Consider the following 20,525-nt stretch of genomic DNA (forward strand, 5'->3'; position numbering starts at 1 on the left):
ACTTGCGCATATGCTTTCCAGCCATGCGCAAATGGTTCGTGATCGTCATCCTCGCGGTCTCTCAGTTCGTCATGGTGCTCGACAGCACCGTGATGAACGTGTCCATCTCCACCGTCGCCAAGGACCTGGACACGACGATCACCGGCATGCAGGCCGCGATCACGTTCTACACGCTGACGATGGCGGCCTTCATGCTGACCGGCGGCAAGTTCGGTGACCTGCTGGGCCGGGCCCGGGCGTTCAAGATCGGTTCGGTGATCTACGGCATCGGCTCGTTGCTCACGGCGCTCAGCCCCAACCTGCCCGTGCTTCTGTTCGGCTGGTCGCTGGTGGAAGGTCTCGGTGCCGTGCTGGTCATCCCGGCCATCGCCGCCCTGGCCGCTGTCAACTACACCGGCAAGGCCCGGGTCACCGCGTTCTCGATCCTCGGCGCCGTGACCGGACTCGCCGCCGCCGTCGGGCCGTTGATCGGTGGCCTGGTCACCACCTACCTCTCGTGGCGCTACGTGTTCGCCGCCGAGACCGTCGTGATGATCGGCGTGCTGCTCGTGTCCGGTCGGATCAAGGACGACGAACGCAACCGGGAGACCCGCATCGATCCGCTGTCGGTTCTGCTGTCGGCGGGCGGTATGGCCCTGGTCGTCTTCGGTGTGCTGCAGTCCAAGACGTGGGGCTGGCTCAAGCCGCTCAACCCACCCGAGATCGGCGACCGAACCATTGCGCCCCTGGGGGTTTCGCCGGTCGCCTACCTGATCCTGTTCGGCGTCGTGGTGCTCTGGCTGTTCGTCATCCGGCAACGGGCCCTCGCGGATTCGGGCCGTCAGCCGCTGCTGAATGTCGACCTGCTGCGCGTCGGCGCGCTGCGCGGTGGGCTGTCGGGATTCCTGGTGCAGTACTTCGCGATCGCGGCACTGTTCTTCGTCGTACCGGTCTACCTGCAGACGATGCTCGGCAAGGACGCCATGCAGACCGGACTCAAGATTCTGCCGCTGTCGGCGGGTCTGGTGGTGTTCTCCGCGATCGGATCGTGGTTGACCGCCCATCGCTCCACCCGCTTCATCGCGCGACTTGGCCAGGTGGTGATGGCGGCGGGCATCCTGTTCACCATCGGCGCGATCGAACCCGCCTTGCGCGGATGGCTTTTCGCGATCGGCATGTTCGTGGTCGGCGCCGGATTCGGTCTGCTCGCCTCGCAGTTGGGGAATGCCAACATGTCTGCGGTGAAGGAGTCCGACACCTCGGAGGTCGGCGGCCTGCAGGGCACCTTCCAGAATCTCGGATCGTCGTTCGGAACGGCAGTGGTCGGGTCGGTGTTCATCCTGCTGCTCGGCTCGGGTTTCACCACGTCGATCGAGGACGCCCAATCCCTCAGCCCGTCACAGAAACAGCAGATCATCGCCACGGTCAACGACGCCGGGGTGCCGATCATCTCCGAGTCGGAGGCGATCGCACTGGTCGATCAGTCTGGCGGGTCCCAGGAAGCCTCGGCCGAGGTCGGCAGGGTGTACGCCGACAGTCAGATCGATGCACTCAAGCAGGCGTTGTTCATCGTCTTCGTACTCACCGTGCTGTCCCTGTTCCTGTCGAGACGACTCCCCGATCGGGTCGCCGCCCCGACCGGGACAGGCAACGAGGCTCGATCCAACTGATCCGAAGAGTACTGCTTTCGTCCTCCTGAACTGGGGGTGTGCGGAGGCTTCGCGGCGGCCATCCCATCGCGATCGCGGGGTGTCCGCCGTGACACCGGCCCTCGACGACGAGCCTCTTCCCGCCTCCGCGATCGCCGACTCGCTCCGGACATTCTGTGTCCTGTTGGAGAATCTGTGTGCTGCAGCACACGGTTGACCCGATTCGGCACAGGGTGTGGCCTGAGGCCACCCATGGCACATCACCGCCCAGGTCGGGCGCGGCTTCGGTATGGCCACCTCTCGCGTCGTCCTGCGAGAACTCGAGTTGAGTTGGAGAACGCGAGTGCTGCAGCACTCGCGTTCTCCAATTCGGCTCCTGTTGTCGCGGGTGCCGGCCGCGCGGAGCCTCCGGGCCGCGTGGGCGGCCACGTTCTTCCCACGTCCAAGATCCTCGGCAACGCCGACGGAGGGACGCTGACTCGAAGAGTACTGCCTTCGGCCTCCTGAGCTGCAGAAACACGATACCGTCGTGCCCGAAAAATCTAGGGGAAGAAGTTCTTCCCCGGGGTTCGTAGTCGTCCGCGAGAATTTTCTGGAGGAAGACACCAAGGGCCGGGGAAGAAGTTTCCTCCCCTACTTTTGTGGGCGCAGGTGCCTGGCATCGCGTTCGGCAGAACGCGATGGCCGACAATCGGTGACTGAGATCGGGCCCGAGAGCGTCCGCTTCCGGGACATACCCGGACGACCACCGTCAGGGGCCCGATCCTGGCCACCGGCCCCGACCTCCGGATCAATCTGCTTGAGCGAGATAGGCTTTGATCTTGGAGTCGGTGTATCGCACACCCTGCGACGCGAACGGTCCGATGATGGCGCCGAGCGCACGGCCGGCCAGTCCACCCGGAAGCGTGTAACCGAATTCGACCAAGACCTGTGTGCCGCCGTCCTTGTCGGCGAACTTCCACGTCGTGTCGGCCTTGAAACCCTCGATCGCCTTGAGGACGATGAGCTCGTTCTCCACCCACTCCATGCATTCGACGGTCGACTTCAGCTTCTTGGGGCCGACGTCGATGGTCACGTCGAAGACCGAGCCGAGGCCCGACTTAATGTCCGATGTCGGCTCGAACCGCTGCACGCCGAACATGTACTCGGGGACGTTCTCGTACCCGTTGACGTAGGTGAAGATCTGGTCGCGCGGACCGTCGATCAATGCTTCATGCCGTACCACTCCCACAGCGGGGCTCCCTCCGGACGAACGACAATGCGGACCGGCCCTCCACCGGCCTCGACGTCCGACCCTATGTGATCGGCACTACACGATCGCAAAGCGCCCCGTCTCCGAAGTGTCCGTCTAATCTGGCCCCTATGAGACGCCCCCGCGGCCGTCTTCGACTCCGACTGGTCGCCGTCGCCGGCGCCATCGTCCTCGCGGCCATGGCGCTGAGCGCCTGTGGCGACGACTCGGACACGGCGGCGCCGGTGACCTGCACGGAGATCCCCAACGGCGAGCACATTGCGGCGTCGCAGACCTCGAACGCGTCCACCGACATCTCGACCAATCCCGAGGTGGCCACCGGCTACCGGACCGGGATGCGACCGGTGACCACCCGCACCTTTGCCGCGGCGACCGCCAATCCGCTCGCCACCAAGGCCGCCTGCGAAGTGCTCCGCGACGGCGGGACGGCCGCCGACGCGCTCGTCGTCGCACAGCTCGTCCTGGGTCTCGTGGAACCTCAGTCGTCGGGTATCGGGGGCGGCGCGTTCGCGCTGTACTACGACGCGAAGAGCGGAACGGTGCACGCGTACGACGGCCGCGAAACGGCGCCGGCCGCGGCCACTGAGGACTATTTGCGCTACGTCAGCGCAACCGATCGGACCGAACCGAAACCGAGTGCGCGGGCGTCGGGCCGATCCATCGGCATTCCCGGCGCGATGCGGATGCTCGAGATGCTGCACGGCGCGTACGGGCAACAGGACTGGCGTTCGCTCTTCGACCCGGCGATCATGCTCGCCGACAACGGTTTCGACATCAGTCCCCGCCTCGCCGCCGCCATCGCCGCCGCGGCAGGCGATCTGTCCGCCGACCCCGATGCCCGCGCCTATTTCTTGAATCCCGATGGCTCGCCGAAGGTGACGGGCACCCGGCTGACGAACCCCGCGTACGCCAAGACCCTCGGCGCGCTCGCCACCGACGGCGCCGGCGCGCTGTATGCCGGACCGATCGCGGCCGCGATCGTGGCAAAGGCGACGAGCACGGCGAACGGCATGACGCCGAGCCTCATGACCGCGCAGGATCTCACGAATTACCGTGCGATCCAACGCACCCCGATCACCATGGACTACCGCGGACATCAGGTCGTCGGGATGCCCGGTCCGTCGTCGGGCGGCATCGCGGTCGCCTCGGCTCTGGGCATCCTGTCGAACTTCGACCTGCCGTCGATGAAGCCGACCGACCTCGACCGCGATGGCGGACGACCCGATCCGGCAGCCGTGCACCTCATCAACGAAGCAGAGCGTCTGGCCTACGCCGATCGCAACAAATACGTCGCCGATCCGGATTTCGTTCCTCTGCCCGGCCGGGGCGTGGCGACCATCCTCGACCCCGCATATCTCAAGAAGCGAGCCACGCTGATCTCCCCCGACCGCTCGCTGGGCGAGGCGCCCGCCGGGAATCTCGGACCGGTGCCGGTGGGCACGTATCCCGGGCCGGAGCACGGCACCAGTCACATCACCGTCGCCGACCGGTACGGCAACGTCGCGAGTATGACCACGACCGTCGAGTCGGCCTTCGGCAGCTTCCACATGGTCGACGGCTTCGTGCTGAACAATCAGCTGACGGATTTCTCCGCCGACCCCCGCGACGACGACGGCAACCTGGTGGCCAACCGCGTCTCACCCGGCAAACGCCCACGCTCGTCGATGGCGCCGACCCTGGTCCTGACACCCGGCACCAACGGCGCACCGGCGACCCTGCTGGCCGCTCTCGGCTCGCCCGGCGGGTCGGTGATCATCCAGTTCGTGACCAAGACCCTGGTCGCGATGCTCGACTGGGGACTCGACCCGCAGCAGGCGGTGTCGATGATCGACTTCGGATCGGCCAATACGCCCGTGTCGAATGTGGGTGGTGAGCATCCGCTGGTGGACACCGCCGACGACGGCGCGAACGATCCACTCGCGCAAGGACTCCGGGAGCGAGGCGAACAGGTCTCGGTCGCCGACCAATCCAGCGGACTGAGCGCGCTCCGCCGCCACGAGAGCGGCTGGATCGGTGGTGCCGATCCTCGTCGCGAAGGTGCCGTGATGGGCGACGACGGGACGCTGCAGTAGTTCACTCCCCCAACGAACTCAACACCCGACGCAGCAGGCCGGCGAGTGTTTCCCGCTCGGCCGGCGTCAGTGCCGCGAGAACCTGCTCGTCGTCGTCGAGCCGTCGCGGCAACTCGACGTCGACGAGTGCACGGCCGGCGTCGGTGAGTTCCAGCAGTACCACCCGACCGTCGCGTTCCGACCGTCTCCGCACGAGCAACTCTCGCTTCGCGAGACTGTCGGTCAGCTTGGTGATCGACGCACCGCTGAGCATGGTCGTGGACACCACCTCGCTTGCCCGGATCGGACCATCGGCGCGGGCGAGCGCCCCCAAGACGTCGTACTCGGAGCGCGTGATGCCGTGGCGGTCGAGGTTGCGGTCGAACCGATGCGTGGTGACTGCGGCGAGGCGTTGCACGCGGCCGAGGACGCCCACGGGTGCGACGTCGAGGTCGGGATAGGCGCGCGCCCATTCCTGCTGGATGCGGTCGACGAGGTCGGAGGGGGCCATGCCATTTATTTTACTAGTAAAATAGTGATAAAGTAACCGCATGCCGACGACCATCCGTACCCGTGTCGACGCACTTGCTCACCCCATCCGGCCACGAACGTGGCGTGACGCGTTCTCGCTGGACCTGAGCAAGGCGTCGTGGGCGGTCCCGGCCCGCGTCGGCGTCGCGGTCGGCGCGGTCCTCGTGGTCGGCGGCGTCCTCGGACTCCACGACATCGCCGGATTCGCCGCCCTTGGCGCGCTGGTCTCGGCATTCTGCCGACCGGATCCGTATCGGGTGCGATCGGTGCGACTCCTTGCGCTCGGCGTGGGCATGACCGCCGCGACGGTGATCGGCGGGGTGGTCGGGCTCAGCGGCGGTGCGCTGGTGACCGAGATCGTGGTCATCGCCTCGCTGGCCGGAGCCGCTGCGGCGTTCATCGCGTCGGTCCGGATCGCCGGGCCCGGTGCGGTCGTGTTCGTCTTCGCGGCAACCGCGGCAGCCGGAGCAGTCGACGACGCATCCGGGCTGATCCGAGCGGTCGGAGCGACGGCCGCCGGCGCCGTGATCGGGATCGTCGCGTCCCTGGCGCCGTGGCTGTGGCAGCGTGTTCGGCACCCACGACGCAACCTCGACACCGAGGAGCCAGACCCGCATTACGAGTCCATCTGGCGGTCGTTGGCCCGCGTGACCGACACACCGATCGTCGTCAATGCCACCCGGACGATGCTGGCAGCGGCCGCGAGTGCGACCGCCGCAGCTGCCGCCGGGCTGTCGCACCCGATGTGGGCCGCGATGGGTGCCGTCGCCGCGCTGCAGGGACTCTCGTACCACGTCACGGTGACCCGCGGACTGTCTCGCCTGCTCGGCAACGTCGCCGGCGCCGCCATCGCCGCCGCGCTGCTCGCAGTGCCTCTCGGATACTGGGGCGCGGTCATCGCGATCGTGATCTTCCAGGTCATCGCCGAGATCACCGCACCGGTGAACTACACGATCGCGTCGAGTGTCGTCACGCCGATGGCCCTGTTGCTCACCGCGTTGAGCGCAGGCCTCTCCCCTGTGGCCGCCGTCGATCGCGTCCTGGACACGCTGATCGGCATCGTCGTGGGCATCGTGATCGCCGCACTCACCATCACTGCACACGACTGATGTCGAAGTTCGGGTTCACGACTGTGTTTTCTTGCGCGTCACACAGGGGAAACGACCCGCATACACCGCGCTCATAGCGTCGAGTCGCTCGCAAACTGCGACACCCCCAGCGACATCGTCGTGCACGCACCCACCCGTGGGCGGCAAACGACGACCGGTTCTCAGGAGTAACCATGAGTGGCAGCATGTCCCGACGTCAGGCCATCAAGGCCGTCACAACGTACGAAGTGGAGACCGACGGTTTCCCAGAGCCGTTGGCGGACACCTTCGGCCGCAATGTCTTCAGCCTGTCCGTGATGAAAAAGCGTCTGCCCAAGCACGTCTTCAAGGCCGTCGCGGCAACCATCGACACCGGTGCACCCATGGATCCGACCCTCGCCGACTACGTCGCGGTCGCGATGAAGGACTGGGCCATCGAGAAGGGCGCCACCCACTACGCGCACGTTTTCTACCCGTTGACCGGTTTCACCGCGGAGAAGCACGACTCGTTCCTGGAGCCCGACTCCTCGGGTGCGTCGCTGGCCGAATTCGCCGGAAAGACGCTGCTGCAGGGTGAGCCGGATGCGTCGAGCTTCCCCAACGGCGGCCTGCGCGGCACCTTCGAGGCCCGCGGCTACACCGGCTGGGACGTCACCAGCCCGGCCTACATCCTGGAGAACCCCAACGGCAACACGCTGTGCATCCCGACCATCTTCATCTCGTGGACCGGTGAGGCACTGGACAAGAAGACCCCGCTGCTGCGCAGCCAGCAGGCGATGAGCAAGCAGGCAATGCGCCTGCTCAAGCTGTTCGGTCACGCCGACGTCGACACCGTGGTCTCTTACGCGGGCGCCGAGCAGGAGTACTTCCTTATCGACGAGCACTTCTACTACGCCCGTCCCGACATCATGACCACCAATCGCACCCTGTTCGGCGCCAAGCCGTCCAAGGGCCAGGAGTTCGACGACCACTACTTCGGCGCCATCCCGGAGCGCGTGCTGGCCTTCATGATCGAACTCGATCGTGAACTGTTCAAGCAGGGCATCCCGTCCAAGACCCGCCACAACGAGGTCGCACCGGGCCAGTTCGAGCTCGCCCCGGTGTTCGAGCGGTCGGTCCTCGCCCACGATCATCAGCAGCTGATGATGACCATCATGAAGGCCGTCGCCGAGAAGTACGGCATGAAGTGCCTGCTGCACGAGAAGCCGTTCGCGGGCGTCAACGGATCGGGCAAGCACGTCAACTTCTCGCTGGGCAACAGCAACCAGGGCAACCTGCTCAACCCCGGCGACACCCCGCACGAGAACATGCAGTTCCTCACCTTCTGCGGTGCCATCATCCGGTCCGTGCACAAGTACGGCGGGTTGCTGCGCGCGGCTGTCGCGTCGGCCTCCAACGACCACCGCCTCGGAGCCAACGAGGCTCCGCCGGCCATCATCTCGATCTTCCTCGGCGAGCAGCTGATGGACGTCTTCGAGCAGATCGCCAAGGGCGGGGCCACCGGCTCCAAGTCGGCCGGCGTCATCGAGCTCGGCGTCGACACCCTCCCACCGCTCAAGGCCGATCCGGGCGACCGCAACCGCACCAGCCCGTTCGCCTTCACCGGCAACCGATTCGAGTACCGCGCCCCCGGATCGAACCAGTCGATCTCCGACCCGATGGTCGCGATCAACACGATCCTCGCCGACTCCATCGACTACATCTCCGGTGAACTCGAGGGCCTGATCGAGGGCGGCATGGAACTGGCCGACGCGGTGCAGAAGGTGCTGCAGGAGATCATCAACGAGCACGGCGCGGTGATCTTCAACGGCAACGGCTACTCCGACGAATGGCAGGAAGAGGCCGCCGCACGTGGCCTGAAGAACCTGCGCACCACCGTCGACGCGGTCACCGAGTACACCTCACCCGAGGCGATCGAGATCTTCGAGAAGTACGGCGTGCTGTCCGCGCGTGAGCTCAAGGCCCGCGAGGACGTCATCTTCGAGTACTACGCCCTGACCATCCTGGTGGAGGCCAAGGAGACCGCGGAGATCGCCAAGACGATGATCATCCCGGCCGCCATCCGCTACCAGGGTGAGCTGGCCGCAGTCGCGGCGTCGCTGAAGGCAGCCGAGATCGCTGTCGAGACCCCGCTGCTGACGGAGATCACCGCACTCATCGGCGATCTGCAGAAGGCCATGGTGGTGCTCGACGAGGGCATCGCCGGCATGCACGGCGAGGACGAGTACGAGGAGTCCAAGTACGCGCTGGACAACCTGATCCCGGCGATGACCGCTGTACGCGAGGTTGCCGACAAGTTGGAAGCCATTGTGGCCGACGACCTCTGGCCGCTGCCGACCTACAACGAGATGCTCACGATCCTCTGATCGTCGCGCAACTGACGACAGTGCCCGTCGGACCTGGTGTCCGGCGGGCACTTTCGTGTCAGCGACCCATGTGCCGACCCCGTCGGCGAACATGGACGCGGGAAGAGCGTGGCTTCGCTGCAGTAACAGCCCTCTCGCCAGAAACCGCAGGTCTGGCCAGAAACCGCTGGTGCGCCTCGGGTTTCTGACCAGACACGAGGTCCCTGTCGCAGCGCAGTCCTCGGACTCGGGAACATCGTCGTCGAGCACAGAAAGCACCGTCTTCCGCCCAAGAAACTAGGGGAAGAAAACTCGTCCCCTACCCTTGGAGTCCTCCCCCAGAATTTCCTAGGGGACGACTTCGAACCCCGGGGAAGAGACTCTTCCCCTAGGTTTTTCGGCCACGACGCTTGCGCATTTCCGCAGGTCAGGAGGCCGGCGGCAGTACTCTTCGTGTGTCAGCTCACTCGCAACGACAACGCCACGACGAGCCGGGTGGCCGGGTCGTCGAGGTCCATGCCGGTCAGTTCCTGGATACGGCGAATGCGGTAACGCAACGTGTTCGGGTGCACATGCAGATCGCTTGCGGCGGTGCGGACATCGCCGAAGTGGTCGAGGTAGGCGCGCAGCGATGGCGTGAACTCGCTGCCCGACTCGTCGTCCAGGGCAGCAAGTGACGTCACCCGAGGGTCGACGAGATCCGGGTTCTCCGAGAGCATTCCGACGATCTCTCCCAGCAGCACGCCGGTACGCGAACGTTCGACGGTGGTGACGTCGTCGATGAGTTCCCCTTCGCGCTCGGCGGCGTCGAGCACCTGGTCGGCGTGTGTCCGCAACGCGGGCACCTCCGCCAAACCGTCTGCGGGTCCGGCGATCACCGCCCGGACCCGAACACCGAACTGACGATGCGTCGCGTCCACCGCGGCTCGGGCCCACGACATCGCGGCATCGGCGCTCACACCTGGGAGAACCACGTACGCCCGTGGGCCGACCAGCGTGGTGACCGACAGCGGACTGAATGCGCTGGCGTGCAACATCAATGCCGACACGTGGCCGGTGACGGAGTCCAGGGCAGCCGGTTCGCCCTCGGCAACACCGAAGGCGACCACCGACACCGGGCTCGCGGGATCGATACCCAACTGGGCGCCCAGATGTCCGGCGTCGATGACCTCGCCGCGGCTGCCGACGAGTCGCCGCACGAGGTCGTCGTGGTCGCTGCCGGCGGCGCGGCGCCGCGCGATCACCCGGGCCGCCACCGCTGCCGCTCCCACCAACACCTGTGACGCATCGTCGGCGAGCGGTGTCGCACCCTCCTGAAGCCACACCACACCCAGGAACGCGCCCAGTTGCTCGCCACCGCTCGGTGTGCGGATCGCGACCGCCAACCTGCGGCGCAACGCGAGATCTGCACGCTCGTCGACGACCACGACGTCCGACGACGTGCGCAAGGCGTCCATGACGCCCCACTGCCGGAGCCACGCCAGCATCTCCGGCGGCCCCTCCCGGCCGAGGATCGACAGTCGGCGCAGTTCGTCGGCCTCGTCGCCCGCGGTGCTGTAGGCGAGTACGTGCGATCGTTCGTCCTCGATGCTGACGAGTCCGCCCGTCCGGCGTGCCACCTCGCCCGCGAGTTCGAACAGATCCCCGGTGTTGCCCGCCCGCATCGACTCACCGCCGTCGTCGTCGAGGACGCGAACACCGTCGAGCACCCGGACGACGAGGTTGTAGAGCCGCTCCCAGCGGGCGTGCGGATCGACGGAGATCACCGCGATCCCGAGTCGGTCGGCGAGCGCCACCACCTCCTCCGACGGCGATTTCGACATCACCGCGACCGGACGATGCCCGCCCAGACCGGCCAGCAGCCTGCGGGTCGTCTCGTCGTCGAGCCCGACCAGCAGATACAGATCGGCACCACGCGCCGCGCGGCCCAACCCGTAGTGGATGTCGTCGATGTCGATCATGGCCAGCGACGACACCGACTCGTCCAGCCCTCGCGGAGCGGTGACCAGAGTGACGACCGTGCGGTCGAGGGCCAGCAGCAATCGCCCCAGTGGCAGACCGCGCCTGTTGTCCATATGGACAAACACTACGCCTCTATCTTTTGCAATCAGACATACTCGGGAGTGCCTTGCTCAGGTGAACTTGGCGTATGGATGCCATCACCACGCCACCACGACCGGCCAACGAGCCGGTTCACACCTACGCACCGGGCACCCCGGAACGACGCCGCATCACCGAGGAACTCGCGGCACAGTCGTCGGCCGAACCGCGCGAACTGCCGCACGTCATCGCCGGCGCCGCACATGTCGGCGACGGCGAACCCATCGACGTCGTAGCGCCGCACGCTCACCGCGAGGTGCTGGGCACCATCACCAACGCCACCCACGACGACGCCCGGGCAGCTGTCGACGCCGCCCGCGCTGCCGCCGCCAATTGGGCGCACACCTCCTTCGACGACCGCGCCGCCGTGCTGCTGCGTGCGGCCGATCTGCTGTCCGGGCCGTGGCGCGAGCGAATCGCCGCGGCGACCATGCTCGGCCAGTCAAAGACGGTGCAGCAGGCCGAGATCGACGCGCCGTGCGAGCTGATCGACTTCTGGCGCTTCAACGTCGCCTTCGCCCGAGAGATCCTGGCCGAGCAACCCATCTCCTCTCCTGGTGTCTGGAACCGGCTCGACCACCGTCCGCTCGACGGTTTCGTCTACGCGATCACGCCGTTCAACTTCACTGCCATCGCCGGCAACCTGCCCACGGCGCCGATGCTGATGGGCAACACCGTGGTGTGGAAACCATCACCGACGCAGGCATATTCAGCCCACCTCACCATGAAGCTGCTCGAGGCGGCCGGGCTACCCGCCGGCGTGATCAATCTTGTCAACGGCGACGGCCGCGCGGTCTCCGACGTCGCACTCGCCGACGAGAACCTGGCCGGCATCCACTTCACCGGTTCGACCGCAACCTTCCAGCATCTGTGGCGCGAGGTCGGCACCAACATCGACCGCTATCGCAACTATCCGCGAATCGTCGGCGAGACCGGCGGCAAGGACTTCATCGTGGCACATGCGTCGGCCGACCCCGACGTGTTGCGCACCGCTCTCATCCGCGGAGCGTTCGAGTACCAGGGCCAGAAGTGTTCGGCCGCCTCGCGCGCCTACATCGCACGCTCGGTGTGGGACCGCATGGGCGACGACTTCCTCTCCGAGGCAGCCGAACTCACTTACGGCGATGTTCGCGATCTCACCAACTTCGGTGGCGCGTTGATCGACCGGCGCGCATTCGACAAGCAGGTCGCCGCGATCGACCGGGCCAAGTCGACGCCATCGCTGACGGTGGCGGTCGGCGGTGAATGCGACGATTCGGAAGGCTTCTTCGTGCGACCCACGGTGCTGCTCTCCGACGACCCGACCGATGAGGCGTTCTCCACCGAGTACTTCGGGCCGATCCTCTCGGTGCACGTCTACGACGATCCACAGTTCGAATCGACCCTGTCACAAGTGGATTCGACCGCCCGCTACGCCCTCACCGGCTCGATCATCGCCGGCGATGTCGGCGCGGTGGCCACGGCCGCCGACCGTCTTCGCAACGCCGCGGGCAACTTCTACATCAACGACAAGCCCACCGGCGCTGTCGTCGGCCAACAGCCGTTCGGCGGTGCGCGCGCGTCGGGCACCAACGACAAGGCGGGGTCGAAGGCGAACCTGATGCGTTGGACATCGACCCGGACCATCAAGGAAACCTTTGTGCCACCGACGGTTTCCGGCTATCCGCACATGAACGCAGAGTGAAGGGGGAACGGTTGTGAGCAAGGTTTTCGATTCGGTACTCCGGCCGGCCATCACCGCCGCCGCCAAGAGCGACCGCATCAAGGAGACGTCACAGCGCCTCGCGGTCACCGAGCGCGTCGTGCGCCGATTTGTCCCCGGCGAGAGCGAGGTCGACGTCCTCGCCGCCATTCGAGCCGAGTTCGACGACGGACTCTCGGTGACGATCGACTTCCTCGGTGAGGACACCGTGGTCGAGGCCCAGGCCGACGCGACGGTCACCGCGTATTTGTCGCTGCTGGAGGCGATGTCGGGGTTGGGTGCGACTGCTTCGGGTCAGCTTGAGGTGTCGCTCAAGCTGACGGCACTCGGGCAGTCACTCCCCGAGCATGGTGCCAAGATCGCGGAGGCCAATGCTCGTCGCATCGCATCCGCGGCCCGTGCGGCGGGAGTGCTCGTCACGGTTGATGCCGAGGACCACACGACCGTGGACGAACGACTGTCGATCGTGCGGTCGCTCCGCGGCGACTTCCCCGAGGTCGGGACGGTGCTACAGGCGTATCTGCGTCGTACCGAGGACGACTGCGCCGAGTTCGCTGCGTCCGGCGCCCGCATCCGGCTGTGCAAGGGCGCCTATGCCGAGCCCGCGTCGGTCGCGTTCCCGGATCGTCGTCAGATCGACGAAGCCTATCTGCGCTGTCTGCGAATCCTGATGAAGGGCAACGGTTATCCGATGGTGGCCAGCCACGATCCGGTGATCATCGAGGCGGCCGGCGTTTTGGCTCGCGAACTCGGCCGCGAGCCCGACTCGTGGGAACACCAGATGCTGTACGGCATCCGGACCGACGAACAGCGCCGTCTGGTGCAGTCGGGTGCACGGGTCCGCGTGTACATCCCGTACGGCGAGGAATGGTACGGCTACTTCGTCCGTCGGCTAGCCGAGAAGCCTGCCAACCTGGGCTTCTTCCTTCGCGCCCTCGCCGGCTGACTGTCCGTCACATCGGCTGCGCACGTCGCACTTGATCGGCGGCACGCGTGGCATCGAGTTCGACGTCGCAGCGCAACAGTGCGGGCCCGACGTGCAGGGTGCCCGACGACAGCGGTTGTGCGCGTAGGCCACCGCGTCCGATCAGCGCCTTGCGCACACCTTCACCGGCCATCGTGTCCATCCACGCACACGGATGCGCCGGCCGGCCGCCGCGGAATCGGATGGGTCCGTCGCCGGTGTCGATCGCGAACTCGCGACCGCGCAGTGGGTCGAGTTCGACGCCTCGGACGACGACGTTGCGGCGCGCGAGGATCGGGTCCGCCTGTCCGGCAGCGGCTTCCCACGCCTCGATGGCGAGGAAGGTCACGGCAGCCTCGGTGTGCGCCCGCACCCCGAAGAACCGGTCGCCGCGGATCCCTTTGTCGGCGATCACCTCCACGGCGTCGGGTGTCGTGGTGGGCGCATCGTCGGCCGGACCGTCTTTGGGTCGGCCGAAATAGGCATGACGAGGCGACACCACGAGCATCACGATGTCGCAGTGGTACTCGAAGTCCATGCCTTTCAGGCTGCCACAAGAGCCCGCCCTGAAAGTAGGGGAAGAACTTCCTCCCCTACTCTTGGTGTCCTCCCCGCATATTTTCTAGGGGAAGACACCAAACCCCGGGGAAGAAACTTCCTCCCCTACTTTCAGTATCCGACGAAGGTGTCGGTGTGAATGCGCCACGGGCGCAGGCGGGTCGACGGGTCCAGTCGCCGGATCGACGACGAGGTGTCCGAAACAAACGTCGGCGCTCCGGACACAAAGTAGTGCGCACCTGCAGACAACAGCCCCTTCGGCACGCCGCCGTCCGCTGACACCACAACCTCGACGCGAGCACCTGCGGCCGCTGCCGCGTCGAGAACGTCGGTGTACACCCGACGCGCATCCGACCGGACAATATGCACCACAGTCAGATTCGAGAGATCAACACCCGAATCAAGGCGGGCCCGAAGCATGGAGACAAACGGCGTGATCCCGATTCCGCCGGCGACCAGAACAACGGGCGACCGTGCGAGCAGCCGATCGCGTAGCACGAATCCGCCACCGCGATTGTCGATGAAGGCTCGCGAGGCAGTTCCGTCGATGAGGTCCTGCTTGAAAGGCGACGGCGGTCCGGCCACGGTGAAGCCGAACTCGACGGGCGCGGTTCGGGATGCCGACACGAACGAGAACACCCGACGCGAACTCTGCCACAGCGGCCGGTTCCATCGCGGTACGCTGACACTGGCCCACTGGCCGCGCGCGTAGCTGGGCGGTGCGCCACTCGACACCGAGCCCTGCACGCCAAATATGTTTTCCGCCAACGGGTCCACCCGGATATCGGTCAGCGGAACACGGCGCGCCGACCGCGTGGCCAGCCGCACGACGAAGGCGAACACACAACCGATCCCCAGTGCGATCTCCGGCGTGAATTCGAGAGTGTACGAATCGGTGATCTCGACGAGTTGCTGACAGTGCAGAACTGCGCCGACCAACACGCCGTACACAACGCGGGCGACCCTCGTGGCGGGCGACGTCAACGGTTCGGGCAACATGATCGCCGCCAGGAAGATCATCGGACTCGACGTCAGCCACAGCTCGAGATCCTGACCGCCCTGGTCGAGCTGCACATAGCCGATGGCCCCAAGCGCGCCAACGAAATAGCCGACAATCAGCGGCCACTCCCGCAGCACCGTCACCAACACCGCCCCGATCACGATCATCGGGATCAGCAACGGCTTCGCGGCGACCCACCAGAACGGATAGCTCACGTCGTCGGCGCCCGCATAGGCGACGGCTTAGCAGGTGATCGCCCCCGCCACAGCAGGATTGATGATGAGCCGACGCCGCCAAACCAGCACGTACTTCGACACCGCCGCAGCCGCCGAACCCAAAGCGACCGTCGCGACGGCGGTCTCCGCCGAGCCACCGGGCAGCACGAAGAACAGGATCAGTCCGGTGATCAGCCACGAGTCGGAATTGGGCGGAACGCGAATGACGAACGCGCACAGGTACGTCACCACACCGCTCACAACCACGGCGACGACGATCCAGGTCAGCAGGTCCGACGGTTCGTAGCCGAAGTCAGCGTCGAGCGCCGACACGACGAAGGCCGCCGCGGCCAGGAGAAGCAGGGCCAGCAGCACCGCACGGTGCGGAGTGAGCCGTCGCGACGCCCATCGACCGGGTCCAAGAATACGATTCACAGGAACAACTCCAATCCCGGCACCGCCGTGTGCTCGACGCCACCTCCGCGTCGAACCGTCACGTGATGGAAACCCTCGGGGCAATAGTCGAACCGAGTGCGCAGCGCGGCCGCCGGGGTGAAGAACAAGGCGGTCGCCAAACCGTCGGCGATCATCGCGGTCGGCGTAATCACCCACGTCGCCAACACTTCTCGCGCAGGCGATGCGGTACGCGGATCGACGATGTGATGCCACTGCGCCCACGTCCGACGATTGCTCGCCGACGCACAGATCGCCGCCCCGCTCACCTCGACCACGCCGATCGCCTTCGTCGGGGCGGAGGGATGTTCGAGCGCGACCCGGCGCGGGGTGTCGAACGCCGAGATGAACATGTCACCACCGCCGTCGACGATGTAGTCGTTCGTGGACTCGGACACGATGGCGGCAACCCGGTCCACGGCGAAACCCTTGCCCGCAGCGCCCACATCGATGACGGTGGGGACCAGGACGTCGAGCACACCGTCGTGACCACCGAGCACGGTTTCCCACGGCGGCGCAGCACGGACGCGCTCTGATGGCCGTAGCGTGTAGTCGGCGTCATAGCCGGCATCGACGAGGGTCTGGCCGACGAAGGGCGACACCGCACCCGCGGTGAGTTCGTACAGTTGCCGATACCAGTCCATCAGTGGCCGATCACTCTCTGCGATCGGGTAATCACCTGCCCGCGCGGCGATCTCGGTGACCAACGAGTCGGCGCGGAAGCGCGACCAAACGCGGTCGATGCGGTCGAGTTCGCCCGCCACCTCGGCACGCGCCGATGCGGACATCGGTGCCGGCGTGGTGATCGTCCAGCGGGTGCCGAGGGCGTCGAACACCCAGTCACTACCGGCCGGCGCGCTCATCGATCCTGCGTGTCGAAGGTGCGCCGGGTCAGGCCTGAGCCTGGGTCTTGATGTTCTCGATCGCCTGGTTGAATCCGCCCGACGTCAGCGACGAGCCGGATACCTTGTGCACGTCGATGTCATCGATGTTCTTGCCGACGACCACGGCGCTGATGCCGCTCGAGAATTTGCCCTGATACTCCGCCGACGGGCCCTTCGCGAAGCTGGTGTCGATGGTGACGCCGGTGATGATGGAGTTCGCGAGGGTGATCGTCACCCCGACCTCCTGCTGACCACCGGGTCGCGTGTATTCGCCGGTCGCGGTGTAGGTCCCGTCCTTGTACTCACCCGAACCCGACGCCGAAGTCGAACCCGCAGCAGAGGTTGCGGTGGTCGATTCGGCCGCGGTACTGCTCGACGAGTCGGCGTCGTCGGAACCGCACGCGGCGACCATCCCGACCGCGGCCATTGCGGCGAGGGCTCCCCCGGTCCGTCTCAGCGTCTGCCCGCGGGCGCCGGCAGTCGGGACAGTGCTGGGCGATCGAGGCGCGGTGGCGGTCATGACGACAATTGTGCCCACCGAACACGAGGAAGGCAGCCCCCGCAGACGTTTCAGTAGGTAATCCTCAGGTAAAGGACAGGCCGCGCCGACTCATCGTCCGGCCGCCTGCACGCGCGCCGCGATGGCGTTGGTGAACACCTGCTTGATGTCGCCCGCGTTCTCGGCGACGTAGGTGGTGCCGCCGGTGGCCTGCGCGATCTTCTTGAGCGAGGTGGTGTCGGCGTCCTCGGAGATCCCGATCGTCAGGATCAGAACCGGGCGGGCCGGATCTTCGAGCCGCTTCAGCGTCGCGAGAAGTTCACTCAGGCTGATGCTGTCCGGATCCTCGTTCTTGCCGTCGGTCATGATGATGACGCTGTTGGAGTAGTTCGGGTCGTAGGTGGACTGAACCCTCTTGAACGCCGCCAAGGTGGTGTCGTAGAGACCCGTGCCGCCGCCGAGCGCCGACGGCGCCAAACCACGTCGAACGGCCGCGGCCAGTTCGTCGCGATGGTCGCCGCCCTCCGCCGGAGCATCCAGCCGCCGGATCGACGCCAACTCGACCCAGTCCTGACCCTGCCCACCCTTGTTGATGCCGAAGGCCCAGCCGCCGACCATCGCGTTGCGCGGGAAGATGTCGAGGCCGGTCATCGACGCATCGATGAGCAAGCCGGCCCGCGTGGTGTTGCCGACGGGGGTCTCCATCGATCCGGACGTGTCCTGCACGACGAGTGTGCGGATCGGCACGCCGAGAACCTGCCACTGGCGGAGGGCACGGTCGACTGCCGTGGGATCGCGCAGGGCGAGAACCTTCACGTCTTCGCCCACGCCGCCTTGCGCTGCACCGCTGCCGTCCGGGGCGCGGTAGCCGGCGGCAGCCAGCGCTTTGCGTCCATCATCGGTCTTCACCGCCGCGACAAGCGCTGCGCCGGCATCGGCGGCGTCGCCATGCCGTGCCGACGACGCGGTGTTCACCAGCGGGTAATCCAGCATCACGGTGCCGTCGGCCGGAACCACGGCCTTGAGTTCGGAACCCGGGTGAGTGCGGGTGAACAACAGGAACTGCTGCTCGGTGGTGACCACGGGCACGTTCGACGTGTTCGCCAGATTGAGTCGGGTGCCCTCGTTGTCGTTGGTGAGACGGGCGTTGTTCTGCTGGATCGCCAGGATCGACATCGCGCCGGTCAGTTCCTGCTGCGTCAACGCGCCCGAGTCGACCTCGGCAAGTGCGCCGATGATGGGGGCGTCGCCGGTGGAGGTGTCCAACGGCGAGCCGGTCCGCAGATCCTGGAGCTTCATCACGTCGACCCAGCTCTTCAGCGCAGGCACCTGTCGTCCGGCGACGACGGTCGGCGTGACGGCGATCGACGGCGTCACCAGGTCGAGGTCTTGACGCACCTGGGTGGTGACTCGTCGGGCTTGCACCTGCGAATCGGCCAGCCACAGGTCGGGTGCCTTGTCGCCCTGGGTGAGCAGGCCCGGAACGTCGGCGCCTGCGGCGCTCTGCACGTCGAAGTCGAAACAGGAATCCGAGGAGGCCTTGGCCGCGATGTCGCGCAGCGCCCCGGTCATCGCGGCGTCGGACGCAACCGCCACCGTCTTCCGGTCACCACCGCAACCGGATGATCCGGCTCGCCACAGGATGAACCCGGTGACCAACGCCGCGATCACGACGAGAGCGGCCAATGCCCACCACCAGCCTCGACGTCCGCCGGACGAGGACACCTCGCGGTGTTCGAACCCGAAGTCGTCATCGGCCGGAACCGGCGTCGTCGCCAACGGAACACGGCCCGACGGTGTTGTCGAGCCCGCCGTCGTCGAGCCCCCAGTCGTCGAGCCGACAGCCGACTGGCCGACGGTGCGACGCTCAACCCGTGCCGTGTTCGCACTCGATTGATCGGCACCGCCTGACCCGTTGACGGGCCGGTCGGAGCCGGAGCTGTGACGCCCCATGTCTTGCCTCGTTCCCCTACTGCTGATGAATCAGCCGAAAACCTCACGGAAATTGTCCAGCGACTTGCGCAAGTCCCCCGACACAGCCATCGCCGCTGCCTTCCCTGCAGGCCCGATGAGTGGCAGTCCACCCAGATCAACTGTGAAGGTTACTGCCGATCCCGCAGAAATGGGAACGATGCCCAGCTCGAGCTTGGCCTTCACCCCACCTTTGCCGTTGCCCTTGAGGCGGACCTTGGTGATCGGCTCGTACGCTTCGATCACCCAGTCGACGCGCACCCGGGTGCCCTTCACCTTGACCACGGACGTCACCTCGACGCCCTTGGCGAGCTCACCCGCTGCCGGGAGCGGGCTGCGCCAACCGTCGTGCAGCACGAGCCAGTCGTCGTAGCGCGACAGATCCGACGCCGCCGACCAGGTATCTTCCGGTGACAGGTCGACCTCGATGGAGCTGCTCGTCTTGGCCATGGACAGAGAGAATAGCGTCAACGCCTTCGCACGCTCATTGCTGGGCGGTCACCTGACCGGCCACGGCGTCACCGTCCGGATCACCGAGGTGGAGGCATACGCCGGACCGGACGACCCGGCGTCGCACGCCTACATGCGTACCTCACGGTCGGAAATCATGTACGGCCCCGCCGGTCGGCTCTACGTCTACCGCATCCACGGCCACCACTGCGCCAACGTGGTGCACGGCCCCGAGGGCAGCGCGTCGGCCGTCCTCCTGCGAGCCGGGGAGGTCGTCGCGGGTGAAGAGCTGGCGTTCGCCCGACGACCGGCTGCTCGCACATCGGCACACCTGGCGCGCGGACCCGGCAACCTGACGCGGGCGCTCGGAATCACCATGGCCGACCTCGACACCGACCTGGCCGGCGCGGGACCGGTTCGGTTCGACGCGATCGAAAGCAGTCCGCTCACCATCGAATCCGGACCGCGCGTGGGGGTTCGCCGGGCCGCCGACCGCCCGTGGCGACACTGGATCGCCGGCGACCCGACGGTATCGGCGTATCGGCGGCACCCGAAGGCGGTCGGCGGTGCTTCGAGAACGAACTGACTACCGAAATGGAGCGACTACGGCGCACCCTGTTGCGGATCGTTGGCCTGCGGGTCGCGAGGCTTATCCGAGCCGACGGCCTTGCGAGCGGCGTCCTGTGCCTTGTCGACGTGCTTTGCGTACTTGCCGCCGGTCGCCTTGTCGACGGCGTCGCCGCCCTTGTCGATGAGGCTGGGGTTGCCCTTCAGTGCTGCCTTGGCCTTGTCCACGAGCCCTTTGAGGTCCATCACATCTCCTGATCGACGCGC

General features: G+C 66.5%; 18 protein-coding genes. 7 read left to right on the plus strand and 11 right to left on the minus strand.

What is annotated here, in order from left to right:
• Positions 1-23 precede the first annotated feature (23 nt).
• Positions 24-1,649: an MFS transporter gene (locus MKW15_RS10845; protein ID WP_240857630.1), complete on the plus strand. Its 1,626-nt coding sequence runs from the start codon at positions 24-26 to the stop codon at positions 1,647-1,649.
• Between the two features lie 769 nt (positions 1,650-2,418).
• On the opposite strand, the gene MKW15_RS10850 is transcribed toward MKW15_RS10845, so the two are convergent.
• Complete coding sequence (locus MKW15_RS10850; RefSeq protein ID WP_240857631.1) at positions 2,419-2,859, minus strand: SRPBCC family protein; 441 nt, start codon at positions 2,857-2,859, stop codon at positions 2,419-2,421.
• 131 nt (positions 2,860-2,990) lie between these two features.
• Between MKW15_RS10850 and MKW15_RS10855 the strand changes: the two genes are divergently transcribed.
• A complete protein-coding gene (locus MKW15_RS10855) occupies positions 2,991-4,952 on the plus strand; it encodes a gamma-glutamyltransferase family protein (protein WP_240857632.1) in 1,962 nt (653 codons plus the stop codon).
• Between the two features lies 1 nt (position 4,953).
• Here MKW15_RS10855 and MKW15_RS10860 read toward each other — a convergent pair whose 3' ends face one another.
• A complete protein-coding gene (locus tag MKW15_RS10860) occupies positions 4,954-5,442 on the minus strand; it encodes a MarR family winged helix-turn-helix transcriptional regulator (protein ID WP_240857633.1) in 489 nt (162 codons plus the stop codon).
• A gap of 40 nt (positions 5,443-5,482) precedes the next feature.
• On the opposite strand from MKW15_RS10860, the gene MKW15_RS10865 reads away from it, so the two are divergent.
• Positions 5,483-6,571 carry an FUSC family protein gene (locus tag MKW15_RS10865; RefSeq protein WP_240857634.1) on the plus strand — a complete coding sequence of 363 codons (1,089 nt, stop codon included), beginning with the start codon at positions 5,483-5,485 and terminating at the stop codon, positions 6,569-6,571.
• A gap of 173 nt (positions 6,572-6,744) precedes the next feature.
• Positions 6,745-8,916, plus strand: a complete 2,172-nt coding sequence (locus MKW15_RS10870; protein ID WP_240857635.1) for a glutamine synthetase III family protein — start codon at positions 6,745-6,747, stop codon at positions 8,914-8,916.
• A gap of 437 nt (positions 8,917-9,353) precedes the next feature.
• Here the strand turns inward: MKW15_RS10870 and MKW15_RS10875 are convergent, their stop codons facing one another.
• Positions 9,354-10,970: a PucR family transcriptional regulator gene (locus MKW15_RS10875; RefSeq protein ID WP_240857636.1), complete on the minus strand. Its 1,617-nt coding sequence runs from the start codon at positions 10,968-10,970 to the stop codon at positions 9,354-9,356.
• 74 nt (positions 10,971-11,044) lie between these two features.
• Here MKW15_RS10875 and pruA point away from each other — a divergent pair, with 74 nt between their 5' ends.
• Together pruA and MKW15_RS10885 are read left to right on the plus strand one after the other, a co-directional pair.
• Positions 11,045-12,679, plus strand: a complete 1,635-nt coding sequence (pruA, locus tag MKW15_RS10880) for an L-glutamate gamma-semialdehyde dehydrogenase (RefSeq protein WP_240857637.1) — start codon at positions 11,045-11,047, stop codon at positions 12,677-12,679.
• Positions 12,680-12,692: 13 nt separating this feature from the next.
• On the plus strand, positions 12,693-13,643 hold the full coding sequence (locus tag MKW15_RS10885; RefSeq protein WP_240857638.1) for a proline dehydrogenase family protein: 951 nt from the start codon (positions 12,693-12,695) through the stop codon (positions 13,641-13,643).
• 7 nt (positions 13,644-13,650) lie between these two features.
• Here the strand turns inward: MKW15_RS10885 and MKW15_RS10890 are convergent, their stop codons facing one another.
• The 7 genes from MKW15_RS10890 to MKW15_RS10915 all read right to left on the minus strand — a co-directional run bounded on the left by MKW15_RS10890 (position 13,651) and on the right by MKW15_RS10915 (position 19,691).
• Positions 13,651-14,199 (minus strand): molybdenum cofactor biosysynthesis protein, encoded by a 549-nt coding sequence (locus MKW15_RS10890; RefSeq protein ID WP_240857639.1) that lies wholly within the window; start codon positions 14,197-14,199, stop codon positions 13,651-13,653.
• Positions 14,200-14,330: 131 nt separating this feature from the next.
• A complete protein-coding gene (locus MKW15_RS10895) occupies positions 14,331-15,434 on the minus strand; it encodes a ferredoxin reductase domain-containing protein (RefSeq protein WP_308221036.1) in 1,104 nt (367 codons plus the stop codon).
• A gap of 27 nt (positions 15,435-15,461) precedes the next feature.
• The gene (locus MKW15_RS24545; RefSeq protein ID WP_308221037.1) at positions 15,462-15,869 is read right to left on the minus strand and encodes a hypothetical protein; all 408 of its coding nucleotides are present in this window, start codon (positions 15,867-15,869) and stop codon (positions 15,462-15,464) included.
• Positions 15,866-16,750, minus strand: coding sequence for an FAD:protein FMN transferase (locus MKW15_RS10900; protein ID WP_240857640.1), 885 nt, complete (start codon positions 16,748-16,750; stop codon positions 15,866-15,868). Before MKW15_RS10900 ends, MKW15_RS24545 begins: the two co-directional genes overlap by 4 nt.
• A 28-nt stretch (positions 16,751-16,778) precedes the next feature.
• A complete protein-coding gene (locus MKW15_RS10905; protein ID WP_240857641.1) occupies positions 16,779-17,291 on the minus strand; it encodes an FMN-binding protein in 513 nt (170 codons plus the stop codon).
• 90 nt (positions 17,292-17,381) lie between these two features.
• Positions 17,382-19,223, minus strand: coding sequence for a substrate-binding domain-containing protein (locus tag MKW15_RS10910; protein WP_240857642.1), 1,842 nt, complete (start codon positions 19,221-19,223; stop codon positions 17,382-17,384).
• Positions 19,224-19,253: 30 nt separating this feature from the next.
• A complete protein-coding gene (locus MKW15_RS10915; protein ID WP_240857643.1) occupies positions 19,254-19,691 on the minus strand; it encodes a type II toxin-antitoxin system Rv0910 family toxin in 438 nt (145 codons plus the stop codon).
• Between MKW15_RS10915 and MKW15_RS10920 the strand changes: the two genes are divergently transcribed.
• Entirely contained in the window at positions 19,669-20,277 is a 609-nt protein-coding gene (locus MKW15_RS10920) for a DNA-3-methyladenine glycosylase (RefSeq protein ID WP_240857644.1), read from the plus strand. The genes MKW15_RS10915 and MKW15_RS10920 overlap by 23 nt on opposite strands.
• 17 nt (positions 20,278-20,294) lie before the next feature.
• Here the strand turns inward: MKW15_RS10920 and MKW15_RS10925 are convergent, their stop codons facing one another.
• Entirely contained in the window at positions 20,295-20,504 is a 210-nt protein-coding gene (locus MKW15_RS10925; protein WP_240857645.1) for an antitoxin, read from the minus strand.
• Between the last annotated feature and the right edge of the window lie 21 nt (positions 20,505-20,525).

It is taken from the genome of Gordonia gummivorans, assembly GCF_022513585.1.
Lineage (GTDB): Bacteria > Actinomycetota > Actinomycetes > Mycobacteriales > Mycobacteriaceae > Gordonia.

Coding starts and splice junctions, on each gene's coding strand:
- pruA (WP_240857637.1), top strand. CDS start 11,045: ATGGATGCCATCACCACGCCACCACGACCGGCCAACGAGCCGGTTCAC.
- MKW15_RS10925 (WP_240857645.1), bottom strand. CDS start 20,504: ATGGACCTCAAAGGGCTCGTGGACAAGGCCAAGGCAGCACTGAAGGGC.
- MKW15_RS10875 (WP_240857636.1), bottom strand. CDS start 10,970: ATGGACAACAGGCGCGGTCTGCCACTGGGGCGATTGCTGCTGGCCCTC.
- MKW15_RS10900 (WP_240857640.1), bottom strand. CDS start 16,750: ATGAGCGCGCCGGCCGGTAGTGACTGGGTGTTCGACGCCCTCGGCACC.
- MKW15_RS10890 (WP_240857639.1), bottom strand. CDS start 14,199: ATGGACTTCGAGTACCACTGCGACATCGTGATGCTCGTGGTGTCGCCT.
- MKW15_RS10910 (WP_240857642.1), bottom strand. CDS start 19,223: ATGGGGCGTCACAGCTCCGGCTCCGACCGGCCCGTCAACGGGTCAGGC.
- MKW15_RS10845 (WP_240857630.1), top strand. CDS start 24: ATGCGCAAATGGTTCGTGATCGTCATCCTCGCGGTCTCTCAGTTCGTC.
- MKW15_RS10920 (WP_240857644.1), top strand. CDS start 19,669: ATGGAGCTGCTCGTCTTGGCCATGGACAGAGAGAATAGCGTCAACGCC.
- MKW15_RS10870 (WP_240857635.1), top strand. CDS start 6,745: ATGAGTGGCAGCATGTCCCGACGTCAGGCCATCAAGGCCGTCACAACG.
- MKW15_RS10865 (WP_240857634.1), top strand. CDS start 5,483: ATGCCGACGACCATCCGTACCCGTGTCGACGCACTTGCTCACCCCATC.
- MKW15_RS10860 (WP_240857633.1), bottom strand. CDS start 5,442: ATGGCCCCCTCCGACCTCGTCGACCGCATCCAGCAGGAATGGGCGCGC.
- MKW15_RS10915 (WP_240857643.1), bottom strand. CDS start 19,691: ATGGCCAAGACGAGCAGCTCCATCGAGGTCGACCTGTCACCGGAAGAT.
- MKW15_RS10905 (WP_240857641.1), bottom strand. CDS start 17,291: ATGACCGCCACCGCGCCTCGATCGCCCAGCACTGTCCCGACTGCCGGC.
- MKW15_RS10855 (WP_240857632.1), top strand. CDS start 2,991: ATGAGACGCCCCCGCGGCCGTCTTCGACTCCGACTGGTCGCCGTCGCC.